This window comes from Sphaerisporangium sp. NPDC005289 (genome assembly GCF_040607455.1).
Taxonomy (GTDB): Bacteria; Actinomycetota; Actinomycetes; order Streptosporangiales; family Streptosporangiaceae; genus Sphaerisporangium; species Sphaerisporangium rhizosphaerae.
This window is the reverse complement of the sequence record NZ_JBEXGS010000014.1, coordinates 167,371-181,246: the sequence shown is the minus strand read 5'-3', so window position 1 is coordinate 181,246 and position 13,876 is coordinate 167,371. Positions and strand designations below refer to the sequence as shown.

At 72.3% G+C, this 13,876-nt stretch carries 13 protein-coding genes; 8 read left to right on the top strand and 5 right to left on the bottom strand.

Annotated elements, in window-relative coordinates:
* The first annotated feature begins 66 nt into the window (after positions 1-66).
* A complete protein-coding gene (locus ABZT47_RS24590; RefSeq protein ID WP_354846343.1) occupies positions 67-984 on the top strand; it encodes a proline dehydrogenase family protein in 918 nt (305 codons plus the stop codon).
* Between the two features lie 8 nt (positions 985-992).
* The gene (pruA, locus tag ABZT47_RS24585) at positions 993-2,618 is read left to right on the top strand and encodes an L-glutamate gamma-semialdehyde dehydrogenase (protein ID WP_354846340.1); all 1,626 of its coding nucleotides are present in this window, start codon (positions 993-995) and stop codon (positions 2,616-2,618) included.
* Between the two features lie 61 nt (positions 2,619-2,679).
* Here pruA and ABZT47_RS24580 read toward each other — a convergent pair whose 3' ends face one another.
* Positions 2,680-2,859: a hypothetical protein gene (locus tag ABZT47_RS24580; RefSeq protein WP_354846337.1), complete on the bottom strand. Its 180-nt coding sequence runs from the start codon at positions 2,857-2,859 to the stop codon at positions 2,680-2,682.
* 308 nt (positions 2,860-3,167) lie between these two features.
* Between ABZT47_RS24580 and ABZT47_RS24575 the strand changes: the two genes are divergently transcribed.
* Positions 3,168-4,325 carry an MFS transporter gene (locus ABZT47_RS24575; RefSeq protein ID WP_354846334.1) on the top strand — a complete coding sequence of 386 codons (1,158 nt, stop codon included), beginning with the start codon at positions 3,168-3,170 and terminating at the stop codon, positions 4,323-4,325.
* On the opposite strand, the gene ABZT47_RS24570 is transcribed toward ABZT47_RS24575, so the two are convergent.
* Positions 4,326-4,718, bottom strand: a complete 393-nt coding sequence (locus tag ABZT47_RS24570; protein WP_354846332.1) for a hypothetical protein — start codon at positions 4,716-4,718, stop codon at positions 4,326-4,328.
* Positions 4,719-4,744: 26 nt separating this feature from the next.
* The gene (locus ABZT47_RS24565; RefSeq protein WP_354846329.1) at positions 4,745-5,197 is read right to left on the bottom strand and encodes a helix-turn-helix domain-containing protein; all 453 of its coding nucleotides are present in this window, start codon (positions 5,195-5,197) and stop codon (positions 4,745-4,747) included.
* A gap of 390 nt (positions 5,198-5,587) precedes the next feature.
* Between ABZT47_RS24565 and ABZT47_RS24560 the strand changes: the two genes are divergently transcribed.
* Complete coding sequence (locus ABZT47_RS24560) at positions 5,588-6,271, top strand: hypothetical protein (protein WP_354846326.1); 684 nt, start codon at positions 5,588-5,590, stop codon at positions 6,269-6,271.
* A gap of 258 nt (positions 6,272-6,529) precedes the next feature.
* On the opposite strand, the gene ABZT47_RS24555 is transcribed toward ABZT47_RS24560, so the two are convergent.
* Positions 6,530-7,705: an SgcJ/EcaC family oxidoreductase gene (locus ABZT47_RS24555; protein WP_354846323.1), complete on the bottom strand. Its 1,176-nt coding sequence runs from the start codon at positions 7,703-7,705 to the stop codon at positions 6,530-6,532.
* A 277-nt stretch (positions 7,706-7,982) separates the two neighbouring features.
* Between ABZT47_RS24555 and ABZT47_RS24550 the strand changes: the two genes are divergently transcribed.
* The gene (locus tag ABZT47_RS24550; RefSeq protein WP_354846320.1) at positions 7,983-8,873 is read left to right on the top strand and encodes an NAD(P)-dependent oxidoreductase; all 891 of its coding nucleotides are present in this window, start codon (positions 7,983-7,985) and stop codon (positions 8,871-8,873) included.
* Between the two features lie 48 nt (positions 8,874-8,921).
* Entirely contained in the window at positions 8,922-9,677 is a 756-nt protein-coding gene (locus tag ABZT47_RS24545; RefSeq protein WP_354846317.1) for an SDR family NAD(P)-dependent oxidoreductase, read from the top strand.
* 47 nt (positions 9,678-9,724) lie between these two features.
* Here ABZT47_RS24545 and ABZT47_RS24540 read toward each other — a convergent pair whose 3' ends face one another.
* Positions 9,725-11,122, bottom strand: coding sequence for an FAD-linked oxidase C-terminal domain-containing protein (locus ABZT47_RS24540; RefSeq protein ID WP_354846314.1), 1,398 nt, complete (start codon positions 11,120-11,122; stop codon positions 9,725-9,727).
* A gap of 368 nt (positions 11,123-11,490) precedes the next feature.
* Between ABZT47_RS24540 and ABZT47_RS24535 the strand changes: the two genes are divergently transcribed.
* Positions 11,491-12,477 (top strand): aldo/keto reductase, encoded by a 987-nt coding sequence (locus tag ABZT47_RS24535; protein WP_354846311.1) that lies wholly within the window; start codon positions 11,491-11,493, stop codon positions 12,475-12,477.
* A 41-nt stretch (positions 12,478-12,518) separates the two neighbouring features.
* Entirely contained in the window at positions 12,519-13,871 is a 1,353-nt protein-coding gene (locus tag ABZT47_RS24530; protein ID WP_354846308.1) for an MFS transporter, read from the top strand.
* Positions 13,872-13,876: the final 5 nt, after the last annotated feature.

Genomic DNA, 13,876 nt, shown 5'->3' with positions numbered 1-13,876 from the left:
CGGGTAGACGAGGCCCGTGGCGGATGTCCATAGAAGCCGCTCACCTGCGCATTTATGGTGGTGAACATGCTCGGTTCCGTACTTCTGGCGGTCTCGCGGAGCCCGCTCGCGCGCCGCGCCGTCTCCGGTTTCCCGGTCACCCGGCTCGTGGTCGACCGGTTCGTCGCGGGTGAGGACGCGGGATCCGCGCTCGCGGCCGTCCAGCGCCTCACCGACGCCCGCCTGACGGTCACCCTCGACCACCTCGGCGAGGAGACCAAGGACGCGCGGGCCGCCGCAGAGACGGTCAAGGCCTACGTCTCGATGCTCGACGCGCTGCGCCCGATCGGTCTCGGCACGCGGGCCGAGGTCTCGGTCAAACTGTCCGCCGTCGGGCAGATGCTCGACCGCGGCATGGCGCTCGACCACGCCCGGGAGATCTGCGCCGCCGCGCGGGACGCCGGGACCACCGTCACGCTGGACATGGAGGACCACACCACGGTCGACTCCACGCTGTCCATCCTGCGGGAGCTGCGCGAGGACTTCCCGGCGACCGGCGTCGCCGTCCAGGCCTACCTGTTCCGCAGCGAGGGCGACCTGCGCGACCTGTCCCGCGAGGGCTCGCGGGTGCGGCTGGTCAAGGGCGCCTACGCCGAGCCGGCGTCGGTGGCCCACCAGAAGAAGGCCGACGTGGACAAGGCGTACGTGCGGTGCCTGCGCATCCTCATGGAGGGGAAGGGGTACCCCATGGTGGCCACGCACGACGACCGGCTGATCTCCATCACCGAGCTGCTGGCCGACCGCGCCGGACGCGGCCGGGACTCCTTCGAGTACCAGATGCTCTACGGCATCCGGACCGACAAGCAGGAGGCGCTGGCCCGCGCCGGCTCCACGGTCCGCGTGTACGTCCCCTACGGCGACGACTGGTACGGCTACTTCATGCGCCGCCTGGCCGAGCGCCCCGCCAACGTCGCCTTCTTCCTGCGTTCACTCCGCTCCAAGTGAGGTCTTCCATGGATGCCGTCAGCAACGTCCCCGTCCCGGCCAACGAGCCGGTGCACGGCTACGCACCCGGCAGCGCCGAGCGCTCGGTGCTGGAGAGCCGCCTGAAGGAGCTGTCCGGCACCGCGATCGACCTGACGATGACGATCGGCGGCGAGCGGCGCATGGCCGCGGGAGCCTCGATCGACGTCGTCCAGCCGCACAACCACGCCCACGTGCTCGGCCGCACGGCCGACGCCTCCGCCGGCGACGTGCGCGCCGCCATCGACGCGGCGCTGAAGGCCGCGCCGGCGTGGCGGGCGCTGCCGTTCGAGGAGCGGGCCGCGATCTTCCTCAAGGCCGCCGACCTGCTGGCCGGGCCGTACCGCGCGACGCTGAACGCCGCCACGATCCTCGGCCAGTCCAAGTCGGCGCAGCAGGCCGAGATCGACGCGGCGTGCGAGCTGATCGACTTCCTGCGCTTCAACGTGTCCTTCGCCCGCCGGCTCCACCAGGAGCAGCCGATCTCCTCGCCGGGCGTGTGGAACCGCATGGAGTACCGGCCGCTGGAGGGGTTCGTCCTCGCGATCACCCCGTTCAACTTCACGGCCATCGCCGGGAACCTGCCGACCTCCGCCGCCCTGATGGGCAACGTCGTGGTGTGGAAGCCGTCCCCGACCCAGCAGTTCGCCGCGCACTTCACCATGCGGCTGCTGGAGGAGGCGGGCCTGCCGCCGGGCGTCATCAACATGGTCACCGGCAACGGCGCCGCCGTGTCCGAGGTCGCGCTGACCGACCCGAACCTGGCGGGCATCCACTTCACCGGCTCCACGGCCACCTTCCAGCACCTGTGGGCCACCGTCGGCGCCAACATCGCCGGCTACCGGAGCTACCCGCGGCTGGTCGGCGAGACCGGCGGCAAGGACTTCGTGCTCGCCCACCCCTCCGCCGACCCGGCCGCGCTGTCCACCGCGCTGATCCGCGGCGCGTTCGAGTACCAGGGCCAGAAGTGCTCGGCCGCCTCCCGGGCGTACGTCCCGCGGTCGGTCTGGTCGGCCATCAAGGACGACCTGGTCGCGACGGCCGAGTCTCTGACCGTCGGCGACGTGGCCGCCGACCTGTCGACGTTCATGGGCGCCGTCATCGACGACCGCGCCTTCGCCAAGAACAAGGCGGCCATCGACCGGGCCCGCGCGACCGGCGGCATCGAGGTGCTCACCGGCTCCTACGACGACTCCACCGGGTACTTCGTCAAGCCCACCATCCTGGTCGGCGACGACCCGGCCGACGAGATCTTCGTCAAGGAGTACTTCGGCCCCGTCCTGGCCGTGCACGTGTACGACGACAGCCGGTTCGACGCCGTCCTGGACCAGATGGAGAGCGTGTCTCCGTACGCGCTGACCGGCTCGATCATCGCCCAGGACCGGTACGCCATCGCCTCGGCGACCGAGCGGCTGCGCTTCGCGGCGGGCAACTTCTACATCAACGACAAGCCCACCGGCGCGGTCGTCGGCCAGCAGCCCTTCGGCGGGGCCCGCGCCTCGGGCACCGACGACAAGGCAGGCTCGATCTTCAACCTGGTCCGCTGGGTCAGCGCCCGCGCGATCAAGGAGACCTTCGTCCCGCCGACCGACCACCGCTACCCCCACATGGGCTGAGACCCCGCGGCCACTCCACCGGCCCGGCAGGACGCACCACGCGCCCTGACCGGGCCGGCCGTCATCGCGGCGGCGTGTCGTCCGGCTCCGCATGCGCCATGACGACGTAGGCCGCGCCCGTCCGGCCGAAATGGAGCAGCAGAACGCAGCTTCCCCTGAGCGTCACGGCGGCGAACCGCCGGACCTTCGCCCGCCAGCCCTCGCCACCCATGCCCGGTCCTTCCTTGTGAGCGATCGCCATACCCGAGGATCACAACGAGGGACAGAGCCTCCCTGGAGACGCACTCGCGGCGAGCGCCCACATCCCAGGAGATGCCGGGAACCCGCAGGCCGGGGAGCGGCCCCGTGGACCGTGGAAATGTCGGTGCCGACCGGCAGGATGCCTTCCGCCTGTCCGCCGCCGTGGCGGGTCTGCGCTCGGGTGGTCGTCACGGGTCCGGCCACCGCCACGAGCATCGCCGCGACCCTTCCGATGACGGTGGTCGTCACGGGTCCGGCCACCGCCGTGAGCATCCCCGCGACCCCTCCGATGACGACGGGAGGTCCGAGGTGTCGGCTGCGCTGCCGGGGGCGGCCAAGGCGCTGCTGTGGGTGCGAGTGCTCAACCAGCTGGGGGCCTACGCGCTCGCCTTCCTCGCGGTCCTCGCCGGGCCCGATCTCGCCCCGGCCGCTCTGGCGGTCTTCGGGGTCGCGGCCCTGCTGTCCCGCTGGGGCGGGGCGCTGGTGCTCGACCGGCTGCCGCCGGGGCTCACGGTGGCCGCCGGCCTGGGGGCGACGGGTATGTCGCTGGCGATCCTCGCCTTCGCGCGCACTCCCGCGCAGGTGCTGATCGGCATCGCTCTGGTGGGCCTGGCCTTCGAGATCTACGAGCCGGCGAGCCAGGAACTGGTGGCCACGGTCACCGAGGGCGACCGGCGCCAGGAGCTGTACGCGCTGCTGGGCAACGCGCTGGTTGCGGCGGGCGCCGTCGCGGGGCTGATCGCCGCGGTGCTCCTGCCGCTGGGAGTGCGGTGGCTCGTGGTCGTCGACGCCCTCACCTGCCTGGCCGCCGCGGCGGTCGCTCTGGCCTTCCTCCCGAGAACCGGCCCCGCCCTCACGAGCGGCCGGCCCGGCCATAGGCGGGGCGGGGGACGCTGGCGGCCGCCGCCGGTGTTGGTGCGCTTCACCGTCGCCGGCACCGCCTTCGCCCTCGGCTACCTGGCGGTGGTGATGTTCCTTCCCCTGGAGCTCCTGCGGCGGGGCGCCCCGGCGTGGCTTCCAGGGGTCGTGCTGGCCGGCGCCGCCCTGCTGGCCCCGCTGGCGCTGTGGGCGACGCGGCGGCCGCTGACCGGCCGCTCCCACGTGGTCGTGCTGGCCGCCGGCGCCATCCTGCTCGGCCTGCTCGCCCTGGCCATGGCCCGGGCACAGGGCCTCGCCGTCGTCATCGGCGCCTACCTGGCCTGGGCGAGCGTCAACGGCGTGCTGCTCGGCCGGTGGATGGGACTGATCGCCGACACCGCCCCGGAGGCCGAGCGACCCCGGTGGTTCGCCTTCCTCGGATCGTCCTGGGGCCTCGCCCAGCCCGCGGTGCCCGGCGTGGTGGCACTGGCCGCCGGCCTCACCGGCAAGACCGGCCCCGCCCCCTTCCTCACCGCCGCGGCCGCCTTCCTCCTCGTCCCCCTGACCCTCCCCATCCGCCCCTCCCCTGCCACCAAGCAGGCCATCTGATCAGAGGCCTTCGGGTACGACGAGCAGGCGGTCGCGCAACCTGCGGGCGAACACGGGCACCCCGGCACGTTCCAGCGCATGGGTGATGTCCACTGCGGTCATGGGCGGTCGCCGCCTGCCCGCCGCCATCCTGGCCAGGGCCGCGCCCACCTCGTGAGGGCTCTGCGCCAGCAGAGAGCACAGATAGCTGTCGGGATCGGTGACGGTCAGCCCATAGCGGCCCAAGGTCGTGGCAGGGAAGTCGGCGAGATTCCAGGTGACCAAGGTCTGTGCGCGGCCGGCGATGGCGGCCGCCATGTGGTGAAGATCATCGGGATCAGGACCGACCAACTGGTCCAGCAGATACTTGTAGTCCTCCTCGGGCACTCGAGTGTCAACGAAGACCCGCACCATCGGCATGCTCCCCGGGAGGTCAGAGGTCAGTAGGGTAGATCCGCCTCTTCGGCTACCTCCATGATCCTGCGACGGCCTTCCGCGCGGCGTTCGCGACGAGCCTGGAACTCCAGGACATCCGCGAGGCGCACCAGACGATGACGGCTGTCCGGCAGATGTTGCGAGGGGATCTCTTCTTCGTCGAGCAGTCGCGCGACGAAGGGGCGGGACAGTCCCAGCAGTTCGGCGACCTCGTTCGGAGTCAGCCGAGTCTCGACCGGCAAAGCGAGGACGGCATTACCCTTCGCCAGGTCGTGCGCTGCCGCCACCAGGAGGCTCACCAGTGACCGGGGCAACTCGATGTCGGCACCGTCGGGCTCTCGCAGCACCAGCGACGCCTTCGTCGAGGCCGCTGCCGCCTCCAGGTGGGCAAGCAGCTCGCGATCGCCGCTGTCCGCCTCGACACGGGTCGCGCCGGCCAGAACGCCTGTGCGGGGCATGACCACCTCCCACCGAGAATATCTGAAATAAGTGTAACCTGGCGTGGCCGGACACGCCAGCGCCAGAACCCGATGCACGGCACCACGACATGACCGCACGTCCGCGGCGTTGGCTGGCGGCTCCCGTCGTCCGGCCGGCGCCTGTTTCGCTGTGGAGTCGCTTTCCGGCCGGGGGCGCGCATGGGCGGGTGGCCGGGGGCCCTTGATTCGCGTCGGGGGGCGGCGGCAAAGTGAGCCCAGGGATGCGGACGGCACGGCGGCGCCGCCGGAACGAGGTCACCGGAACAGGGGCGCGGGGGCGGGATCGCCTGGGCGGGGACGGCCGTATGGGTGATGACGGGGAGTGCTGTGGACGTGCAACGGGGAAGGCCTGCTCTGGTGGAGCCGGGCGTGGTGGTGCTGTTATGGGTACGGGTGCTGCTGCTGGTGGTGTTGTCATGGGGGGCGCTCGTCACCGCCCTCTCGGGGAACCCGCCCCTGCGCCCCCTCGGGGAGTTCCGCGCGGCGCTGCGGGCTGGGGAGGTGAGCTACGTCATCGCCGAAGGGTCCGGGCGCGTCCTGCGTGACCTGCGGTGGTCGTCCGGGACGCTGTTCTGGTCGCGCGCGATCCTCCCCGTTCCTGGCACCAGCGGGTATTCGCAGACCGATCTGAACGCGGACCTGAGCGTCGTGTACGGGCCGCCTCCCGTGGACCGGCGGATCGGCACCCAGAACGGGCGAGGCTTCCTTCCCCGCTGGCCCTTCCACGTACCGGTGCCCTACGGGTCGTGGCCGGTGGGCGCGGCCTGGGTCCTGGCCCTGCTGGGCATGCTCGCCACGGAACGGCCGCGCACCGGCAACCGCTGGGCGTGGTTCTGGCTGTTCACGGTGGGCCGTGGCGGGGCGATCTTGTTCCTCGTCCTGGAGTCCCGCCCGCTCTGGCGGCCGTTCGACGACCTGTCACCGCCCTCTTCGCGGCTGGGCGGCGGGCGAGGATGCCTGTTGTCCCTCGTCATGGGCGTCATCTCTGCTGTTGCCGCATACGCGGTCGGCGAGGCGGTCGAAGCGGTGGTCCTGACCGCCACCCGCCTCTGAACGCCGCCTCGCTCCTCGTCGAGGGCGGGCGCCTGATGGCCGTGCGTGCTTCGTGAACACGGAGGCGAAGGCATGCCGAGCCGGGCGGGCCGGCTCCGCCCCGGCTCGGTGATTCCGCCTCGCCTGCTCCGCCCGGGTGCCCACCGTCGTGTCGGGCCGTCGGGCCGTCGGGCCGTCGGGCCGTCGGGACGCCGGGACGCCGGGACGTCGGGACGCCGAGCCGTCGGGACGCCCTGACCATGCCGGCGGGGTGTGCCGTCAGGTGCGGGTGGGGCTCGGGGACGGGGTGGTCTTGCGGCCGGGCTGGTTGACCAGGGTGTTGTGGAAGGACCTGACCAGCCATTGGCCGGACTTCTTGACCACGACGCTCGTGTTGTAGGACACGGTGTTGGGGCGGCACTTGTTCTCCGCGCCGAAATGCACGCACCCCTTGCGGATGATGAAGGCGACCGTCGGGGAGACCAGGTCGATCTTCTCCTCCAGGGTGACGATGCGGCTGTGAGCGAGCTGGGCGTGCAGGTAGCGCTGGAACTTCTCGCCGATCTCGGCGCTGGTGCGCAGGTGCTCGCCGGTGACGTTCACGAAGTCGGCGTCCGGGGTGTAGGTGGCGCCGTACGCCTTGCCGTCGCCCTTGGACCACGCGTCGGCCTGACGCAACCACAGCCGCCTCAACGCGGTGAGCTCGGCCGCGATGTCACCGGCGGCCGCGGCGGGCGATGCGAGGGCGGGTGCGGCCGCGCCGGAGGACGCGAGACCCGGCGCCGCTGCGACCGCGCCGGACGCTGAGAGGCCTGGTGTGGCCGCGCCGGGCGGCGCGAGGGCGGGTGCGTTGGGGGCGACGGGAGGCGGCTGGGCGGCGGCGAGCGCGACGGAGGGGTGGTCGGGGGCCGGGCCGCCGGTCATCCTGAACGGGCGCTGGCGCTCCTCCTGGGGGCTGACCAGGGTGTTCTGGAAGGACTCGATCAGCCAGTGGCCCTGGCGCTTGACGGCGACGCTGCTGTTGATCGACAGGTTGGACGGGCGGCAGACACTCTCGGCGGCGTACAGGACGCAGTCCTTCCTGAGGATGATCGCCGTCAGGGGCGCCACCATGCGGACACTCTCGGCCAGCCGCGTGATCTGGGTGTTCCTGAGCTGGTTGTTGAAGTAGTACCCGATGCGGGCCGCGATCACCGAGCGGCCGTGCAGGTGCTCGCCCTTGATGTTCACCAGGTCGGCGTCCGGGGTGTACATCGCGGCGTAGGCGACGGCGTCGCCCTTGCCCCACGCCTCGGCCTGCCGGCGCCAGATGTCGCCGAGAGCGGCCGCGTCCGGGTCGGCGCCCCGCGGCGCGGCCGCGGCCGCGGCCGGTGGCAGGGCGCACAGCAACGCCAGACCGGCTCCTCCGATGGCTGCCAGGCCGCTGGCCCTGTTCCCGCGTCGACGGTTTTCCATTCGTGCCCCCCGATTATGCGCTCCTGCGGCAAACATATATGCGGTTCGCGTCCTCACCCGGCCATGCGGCCGCGTGTCCCCGCTCCGGGCGGAATTATGCGTGTATATACCCCTCTCCCCCATGACACCAATCAGCGAGCGCGAACTCCGCCCTTATCACACATGAATGACATCCCAGCTCAGCACGCCCGCCAGATCCCCATCTCCGGCCTTCTCCAGCGAGTCTCCGCGGCGAGAGCGGCGCTTGCGGCGACAATTGGCGGCAGGGGGATGACATATGCAAATAACTGTCCTGGGAATGGGCAACATGGGGCGTGCGGTGGCCGTGCGGCTGGCCGCTCAAGGGCATCGGCCGCGGGTGTGGAACCGCACGCCGGGCAAGGCGGAAGAGGTGGTGGCGGCCGGGGCGGTGGAGGCGTCCTCCCCCGCTGAGGCGGCCCGGGGCGCCGACGCGGTGCTCATGTCGCTCGCCGACGACCAGGCCGCTCTGCAGGTCATGGAGAGGCTCACCGAGCAGGCGTCCAGCACCGACGGGCCGATCGTGGTGGACATGAGCACCGTCTCTCCGCGCACCTCCCGCCGGCTGGCGGACCTCGCGCCCGGGAGCCGGTTCGTGGCCGCGCCGATCATCGGCGCGCCGAGGACCGTCCTGGAAGGCAGGGCCTCGGGCCTGCTCGGCGGCGAGCGCCATCTGGTGGAACGGCTGGAGCCCCTGTGGGGCCGCCTCTTCGACGTCCACTGGTACTGCGGCGAGGACCCGGGCGGCGCGACCACCTTCAAGCTGCTCAACAACTATCTCCTGATGGCGGAGGTCGCCCTGGTCGCCGAGGTGGTCGCCACGGCGGAGGCGACGGGGCTGGACACCAAGCTCCTGCGCGAGGTCCTCGACCAGTGGCCGACCGTGCCGATCGCCGTCCGCAACCGCGTCGACGACATCATCGGCGGCGAGCACCACGGCTGGTTCTCCACCCGGCTCGGCGCCAAGGACGTGCGGCACCTGGTCGAGGCGGCCGACGCGCACGGGCTGTCGCTGCCGATCGCGCGGCTGGTCGGGCGCCGGTACGAGGAGGCCGCGGAGCGGTGCGGCTCCGGCGCCGACATCGCCGCGGTCGTGGAGGTGCTCCGCGCCGAGCGCGGCGCCGCCCGTCCCACCGCGGAACAGGTCTGACGTGGGCGGCCACGCGGTGCCCGCGCCCGTGCGGGGCGGTACCCGAAGATGACGGCCAACGGCACCCGGCCGAAGGTCGCGCTGGTGACCGGCGCCAACCAGGGCATCGGCCGCGAGATCGCCGCCCAGCTGGCGGAACGGCGCATGACCGTGCTGCTCGGCGCCCGCGACCCGGGCAAGGGCGAGGAGGCCGCCGCCGCGCTGCGGTCGGCGACCGGCGCCGACGTGCGCACGGTCACGCTCGACGTGACCGACCGCGCGTCGATCGACGCGGTCACCCGGTACGTCGCCGAGCGGTTCGGCGTGCTGGACGTCCTGGTGAACAACGCGGGCATCCTCGGCGACGTGGCCGGGCAGGACCCGTGCGACGCCGACCTGGAGGTGGTCAGGGAGGTCTTCGAGACCAACGTCTTCGGCCTGATCGCGGTGACCACGGCGATGATCCCGCTGCTGACGCGCTCGCCCTGCGGGCGGGTCGTCAACCTCACCAGCGGCCTCGGCTCGCTGACGCTGATGAGCGACCCGGCGGGGCCGTTCGCCCGCAGGCCTCCGTCGGCGGCGTACGTGCCGTCCAAGACGGCGGTGAACGCGCTGACCGTGCAGTACGCCAACGCGCTGCGCGAGCACGGCGTGCTGGTCAACGCGGCCGACCCGGGCCCGTGCGCGACGGCGTTCGCCCCGGCCCTTTCGGGCATGGCGCGCACCGCGGCCGACGGCGCCGCGATCGCCGTGCGGCTGGCCGTCCTCGCGCCGGACGGTCCGACGGGCGGCTGCTTCGGAGCCGACGGCCCGCTCCCCTGGTAACGCTCGCGACCCTGGTGACACGGCCCGCACTCGTCGGGAGTGTCGCCTCAGCCGGGCAGGTCGTCCCCGTTCCCTTCGCCGGGGAAGGGGACGGCCTTGCCGGGGTTGAGGATGCCGTGCGGGTCGAGCGCCCGCTTGACCGCGCGGGTGACCTCCGCGCACTCGGCCGACATCTCCCGTTCGAGCCAGCGCCGTTTGAGCGTGCCGACCCCGTGCTCGCCGGTCAGGGTGCCGCCGAGCTCCAGCGCGCGGGCGAAGATCTCGTCGGCGGCCCGCGACACGTTGGCGGGGATCCCCGTCGTCCCGTGCGGCAGGACGAACAGCGGATGCAGGTTGCCGTCCCCGGCGTGGGCGACGGTGGCGATCTCGCAGGCGTGGGCGGCGGCGACGGCCTGGATGTGGCGCACCATCTCGGCGAGCCGTGACCGGGGCACGCACACGTCCTCGGTGAAGGGGACGCCGCGCCGGGCGAGCGCCGGATAGGCCAGGCGCCGCAGTCCGACGAGTTCGGCGGCCTCGGAGGCGGTCTCGGACCGCAGGGCCGTCCCCGCGCCGCCGCGGGTGAGGACCGCCAGGGCGGCGTCGGCGGCGTCCTCGCGGCCGGCGCCGTCGAACTGCACGAGCAGCAGCGCCGCCGCGTCCTCGAAGTCCATACGCGTGTGGTCGCTCAGCGCGGCCAGGGTGGCCGCGTCGAGCAGTTCCATCAGGCCGGGGTCGAGCCCGGCCCTGGTGATCTCCAGCGCGGCGGTGGCGGCGGCCTCCAGCAGCGGGAACTGCGCCACCACCGTGACCGGCGCGCCGGACGGGCGGGGGCGCAGCCGCAGGGTGGCCTCGACGATGACGCCGAGCGTTCCCTCCGAGCCGACCAGCAGGCCGGTGAGGTCGTATCCCGCGACGCCCTTGACGGTGCGCCGCCCGGTGGCGAGCACGCGGCCGTCGGCGAGCACCGTCCGCAGGCCGAGCGTCCAGTCGCGCGTCACCCCGTACTTGACGCACCGCAGCCCCCCGGCGTTGGTGGCGAGGTTGCCGCCGATGGTGGAGGTCTCGTGGCTCGAGGGGTCGGGGGCGTACATCAGCCCGTGCCTGGCCGCCGCGCGGTCGAGGTCGGCGGTGATCACGCCGGCCTGGACCACGCAGTACTGGTCGTCGGCGCGCATCTCGACGATGCGGTCCATGCCGGCCAGGCTCACCACCAGGCACCCGTCCACGGCCGTCGCGCCGCCTGCCAGACCGGTCCCGCCGCCGCGGGGCACGACGGCGACGTGGTGCCGGTGCGCCCAGCGCAGGGCCTGCTGGACGTCGCCCTCCTCCCGGGCGCGCACGACGGCGAGGGGCACGCCGGGCGCGGCGAGCGGGGCGGCGTCGTGGCGGTAGGCCTGCACGGCCTCGCCGGTCAACAGGCGGGGGCCGAGCCGGGCGCGCAGCTCGCCCACGCTTTCCGTCATATCACGGGATAAAGAAGTCACGGGGCCTCGCCATTAATTCGGGAGCGGTATCACATCCGGCCTTTAGTCATTTCTCACCGGTATAGCACAGACACCGCCGGGAACAACCGGGCGAGGAGACGCGCCGATGGCGTGCGAGCGGGCGCGACCGGCGTCGATGACGGTTCGCCCGTCACCTAACCATCCCTCGGATAACGTGGTCGGCGTCGTCCCGGGCGTCGGCGGAGACTGCTCGTCCATCGGCGCGACGGCCCAGCGCCGGCGGCATGACCGCGCCGCCGTAAAAGGGCTGCCCGCGTTTTCCGATTCCGTGGATCACAGTCCCGCCGCGGCCGGAGAAACACCCGGCGGACCACAAGGAGAAACCGATGGAACACCGGAAGCTCGGGGAATTGGACGTGTCCGCGATCGGCCTCGGCTGCATGGGAATGTCGCAGTCGTACGGCCCCTATGACGACGAGGAGTCCATCGCCACCATCCGGGCGGCGCTCGACCTCGGCATCACCCTGCTCGACACCTCGGACATGTACGGATACGGCAACGGCCACAACGAGTCGCTGGTCGGCCGGGCCATCGCCGGCCGGCGCGACCAGGCGGTCGTGGCCACCAAGTTCGGCATCAAGGGCTGGACCGGCGACGGGAGTTTCGTCCTGGACTCCAGCCCCGAGTACGCCCGCGAGGCGTGCGAGGCCTCGCTGCGCAGGCTCGGCGTGGACGTCATCGACCTGTACTTCCTGCACCGCCGCGACCGCGAGATGCCCATCGAGGAGATCGTGGGCGGGATGGCCGAGCTGGTCACCGCGGGCAAGGTGCGCTACATCGGGCTGTCGGAGGTCAGCACCGACACCCTTCTGCGCGCGCACGCGACCCATCCGATCACGGCGCTGGAGAGCGAGTACTCGCTGTTCGAGCGGTACGTGGAGAAGGACGTGCTGCCGGCCTGCCGCGAGCACGGCATCGGCCTGATGGCGTTCTCCCCGCTCGGGCGCGGCTTCCTCACCGGCACCGTGCGCGACATGGGCGCGCTGTCGCAGGACGACTACCGGCACACCGACCCCCGGTTCAAGGGCGCCAACCTCGCCCGCAACCTCGCGCTGGTGGACCGCGTGCAGAGCATCGCGGCGGAGCTGGAGATGACCCCCTCCCAGATCGCCCTGGCCTGGGTGCTCGCGCAGGACGAGCACATCGCGCCCATCCCCGGCACCAAGCGGGTCACCTACCTGCGGGAGAACGTCGCCGCGGCGCAGGTGCGGCTCACGCCGGAGCAAGTGGGCCTGCTCGAGAGCGCCGTCCCCGCCGGTTCGGTGGCCGGCGAGCGCTACCCCGAGGGGATCATGCGCACGGTCGACGCGTGAGCTTCCCGCCGCACCGAGTCCACCCGCCACCGGAGGGCGACATGTCCGTTCCACCCGCCGGGTCCGAGGAGATCGAGACCCGGACCGTACGCAAACTCGTCCGCAGGCTCATCCCCTTGATGATCGTGCTCTATTTCCTGAACTTCCTCGACCGGGTGAACATGAGCTACGCCGCGCTCGACATGAACGCCGAGCTCGGGCTGACCGCGTCGATGTTCGGCCTGGCCGCCGGCGTCTTCTTCATCGGGTACGTGCTGTTCGAGGTGCCCAGCAACATCGCGATGCTCAAGTTCGGGGCCCGGGTCTGGATCGCCCGCATCGCCGTGACCTGGGGCCTGTGCAGCGCCGCCCTGGCCTTCGCCCAGGGCCCCGGCAGCCTGTACGCGCTGCGCGCGCTGCTCGGCGTCGCCGAGGCGGGCCTGTACCCCGGGCTGCTGCTCTACGTCGCCCTGTGGTTCCCGGCCCGCCGGCGGGCGCAGATGCTGTCGATGTTCCTGCTCGGCATCCCGCTGTCGTCGGTGCTCGGGGCGCCGCTGTCCACGGCGATCATGCAGTACGGCGACGGCCTGTTCGGCATGTCCGGATGGCGCCTGCTGTTCCTGGCCGAAGGCATCCCGTCGGTGATCGTCGGCGTGTGGGCGTTCTTCTGGCTCACCAGCCGCCCGCAGGAGGCCCGCTGGCTGGCCGACGACGAGCGCGCGTGGCTGGTCGGGACGCTGGAGGCCGAGAACCAGGCGCCGCCCCACCAGAAGGGGGCGCTGGGCCGGACGGTGCGCAACCCGCGCGTGCTGCTGCTCGGCGTGGTGCTGTTCGGCCAGGCGTTCGGGCTGTGGGCGCTGACCTACTTCCTGCCACAGATGATCAAGGGGCTCGAGACGGCCTTCGGCACGAGGTTCTCCTACCTGCAGGTGGGCCTGGTCACGGCCATCCCGTTCGCCGTGGCCACGGTGGGCTTCGTGTGGTGGGCGCGCCACTCCGACCGGACGGGCGAGCGGCGCCTGCACTGCGCCGTGCCTCTGCTGCTGGGCGCCGTCGCCGTGGTCGCGTGCGTGCTGGCGAGCAACCCGTACGTGCTGGTCGCCGGCATCGCGCTCGGGCTGACCGGCATGCTCAGCTCCACCGTCGCCTTCTGGCAGCTGCCCGCCCGGGTCGTCGCGGGGACGGGCGTGGCGGCCGCGGGCGCGATCGCCCTGATCAACTGCATCGGCGCGGCGAGCGGCTACCTGGGCCCCCACCTGTTCGGCCTGCTGAAGGACTGGACGGGCTCGTTCGGCGCCGGCCTGTACGTCGTGGCCGGCTTCATGATCCTCTCCGCGGTGACGGTGCTGCTGGTCGTCCCGGCGCGCCGCGGCGCCCCGGAGACGGCCGAACCGTCGCGCGCGGTCGTCGCGTGACGGGC

Excerpts from the sequence above, each read along its gene's own strand:
- ABZT47_RS24590 (WP_354846343.1), top strand. The coding sequence starts at position 67 with ATGCTCGGTTCCGTACTTCTGGCGGTCTCGCGGAGCCCGCTCGCGCGC.
- pruA (WP_354846340.1), top strand. The coding sequence starts at position 993 with ATGGATGCCGTCAGCAACGTCCCCGTCCCGGCCAACGAGCCGGTGCAC.
- ABZT47_RS24580 (WP_354846337.1), bottom strand. The coding sequence starts at position 2,859 with ATGGCGATCGCTCACAAGGAAGGACCGGGCATGGGTGGCGAGGGCTGG.
- ABZT47_RS24570 (WP_354846332.1), bottom strand. The coding sequence starts at position 4,718 with ATGGTGCGGGTCTTCGTTGACACTCGAGTGCCCGAGGAGGACTACAAG.
- ABZT47_RS24565 (WP_354846329.1), bottom strand. The coding sequence starts at position 5,197 with ATGCCCCGCACAGGCGTTCTGGCCGGCGCGACCCGTGTCGAGGCGGAC.
- ABZT47_RS24555 (WP_354846323.1), bottom strand. The coding sequence starts at position 7,705 with ATGGAAAACCGTCGACGCGGGAACAGGGCCAGCGGCCTGGCAGCCATC.
- ABZT47_RS24550 (WP_354846320.1), top strand. The coding sequence starts at position 7,983 with ATGCAAATAACTGTCCTGGGAATGGGCAACATGGGGCGTGCGGTGGCC.
- ABZT47_RS24545 (WP_354846317.1), top strand. The coding sequence starts at position 8,922 with ATGACGGCCAACGGCACCCGGCCGAAGGTCGCGCTGGTGACCGGCGCC.
- ABZT47_RS24540 (WP_354846314.1), bottom strand. The coding sequence starts at position 11,122 with ATGACGGAAAGCGTGGGCGAGCTGCGCGCCCGGCTCGGCCCCCGCCTG.
- ABZT47_RS24535 (WP_354846311.1), top strand. The coding sequence starts at position 11,491 with ATGGAACACCGGAAGCTCGGGGAATTGGACGTGTCCGCGATCGGCCTC.
- ABZT47_RS24530 (WP_354846308.1), top strand. The coding sequence starts at position 12,519 with ATGTCCGTTCCACCCGCCGGGTCCGAGGAGATCGAGACCCGGACCGTA.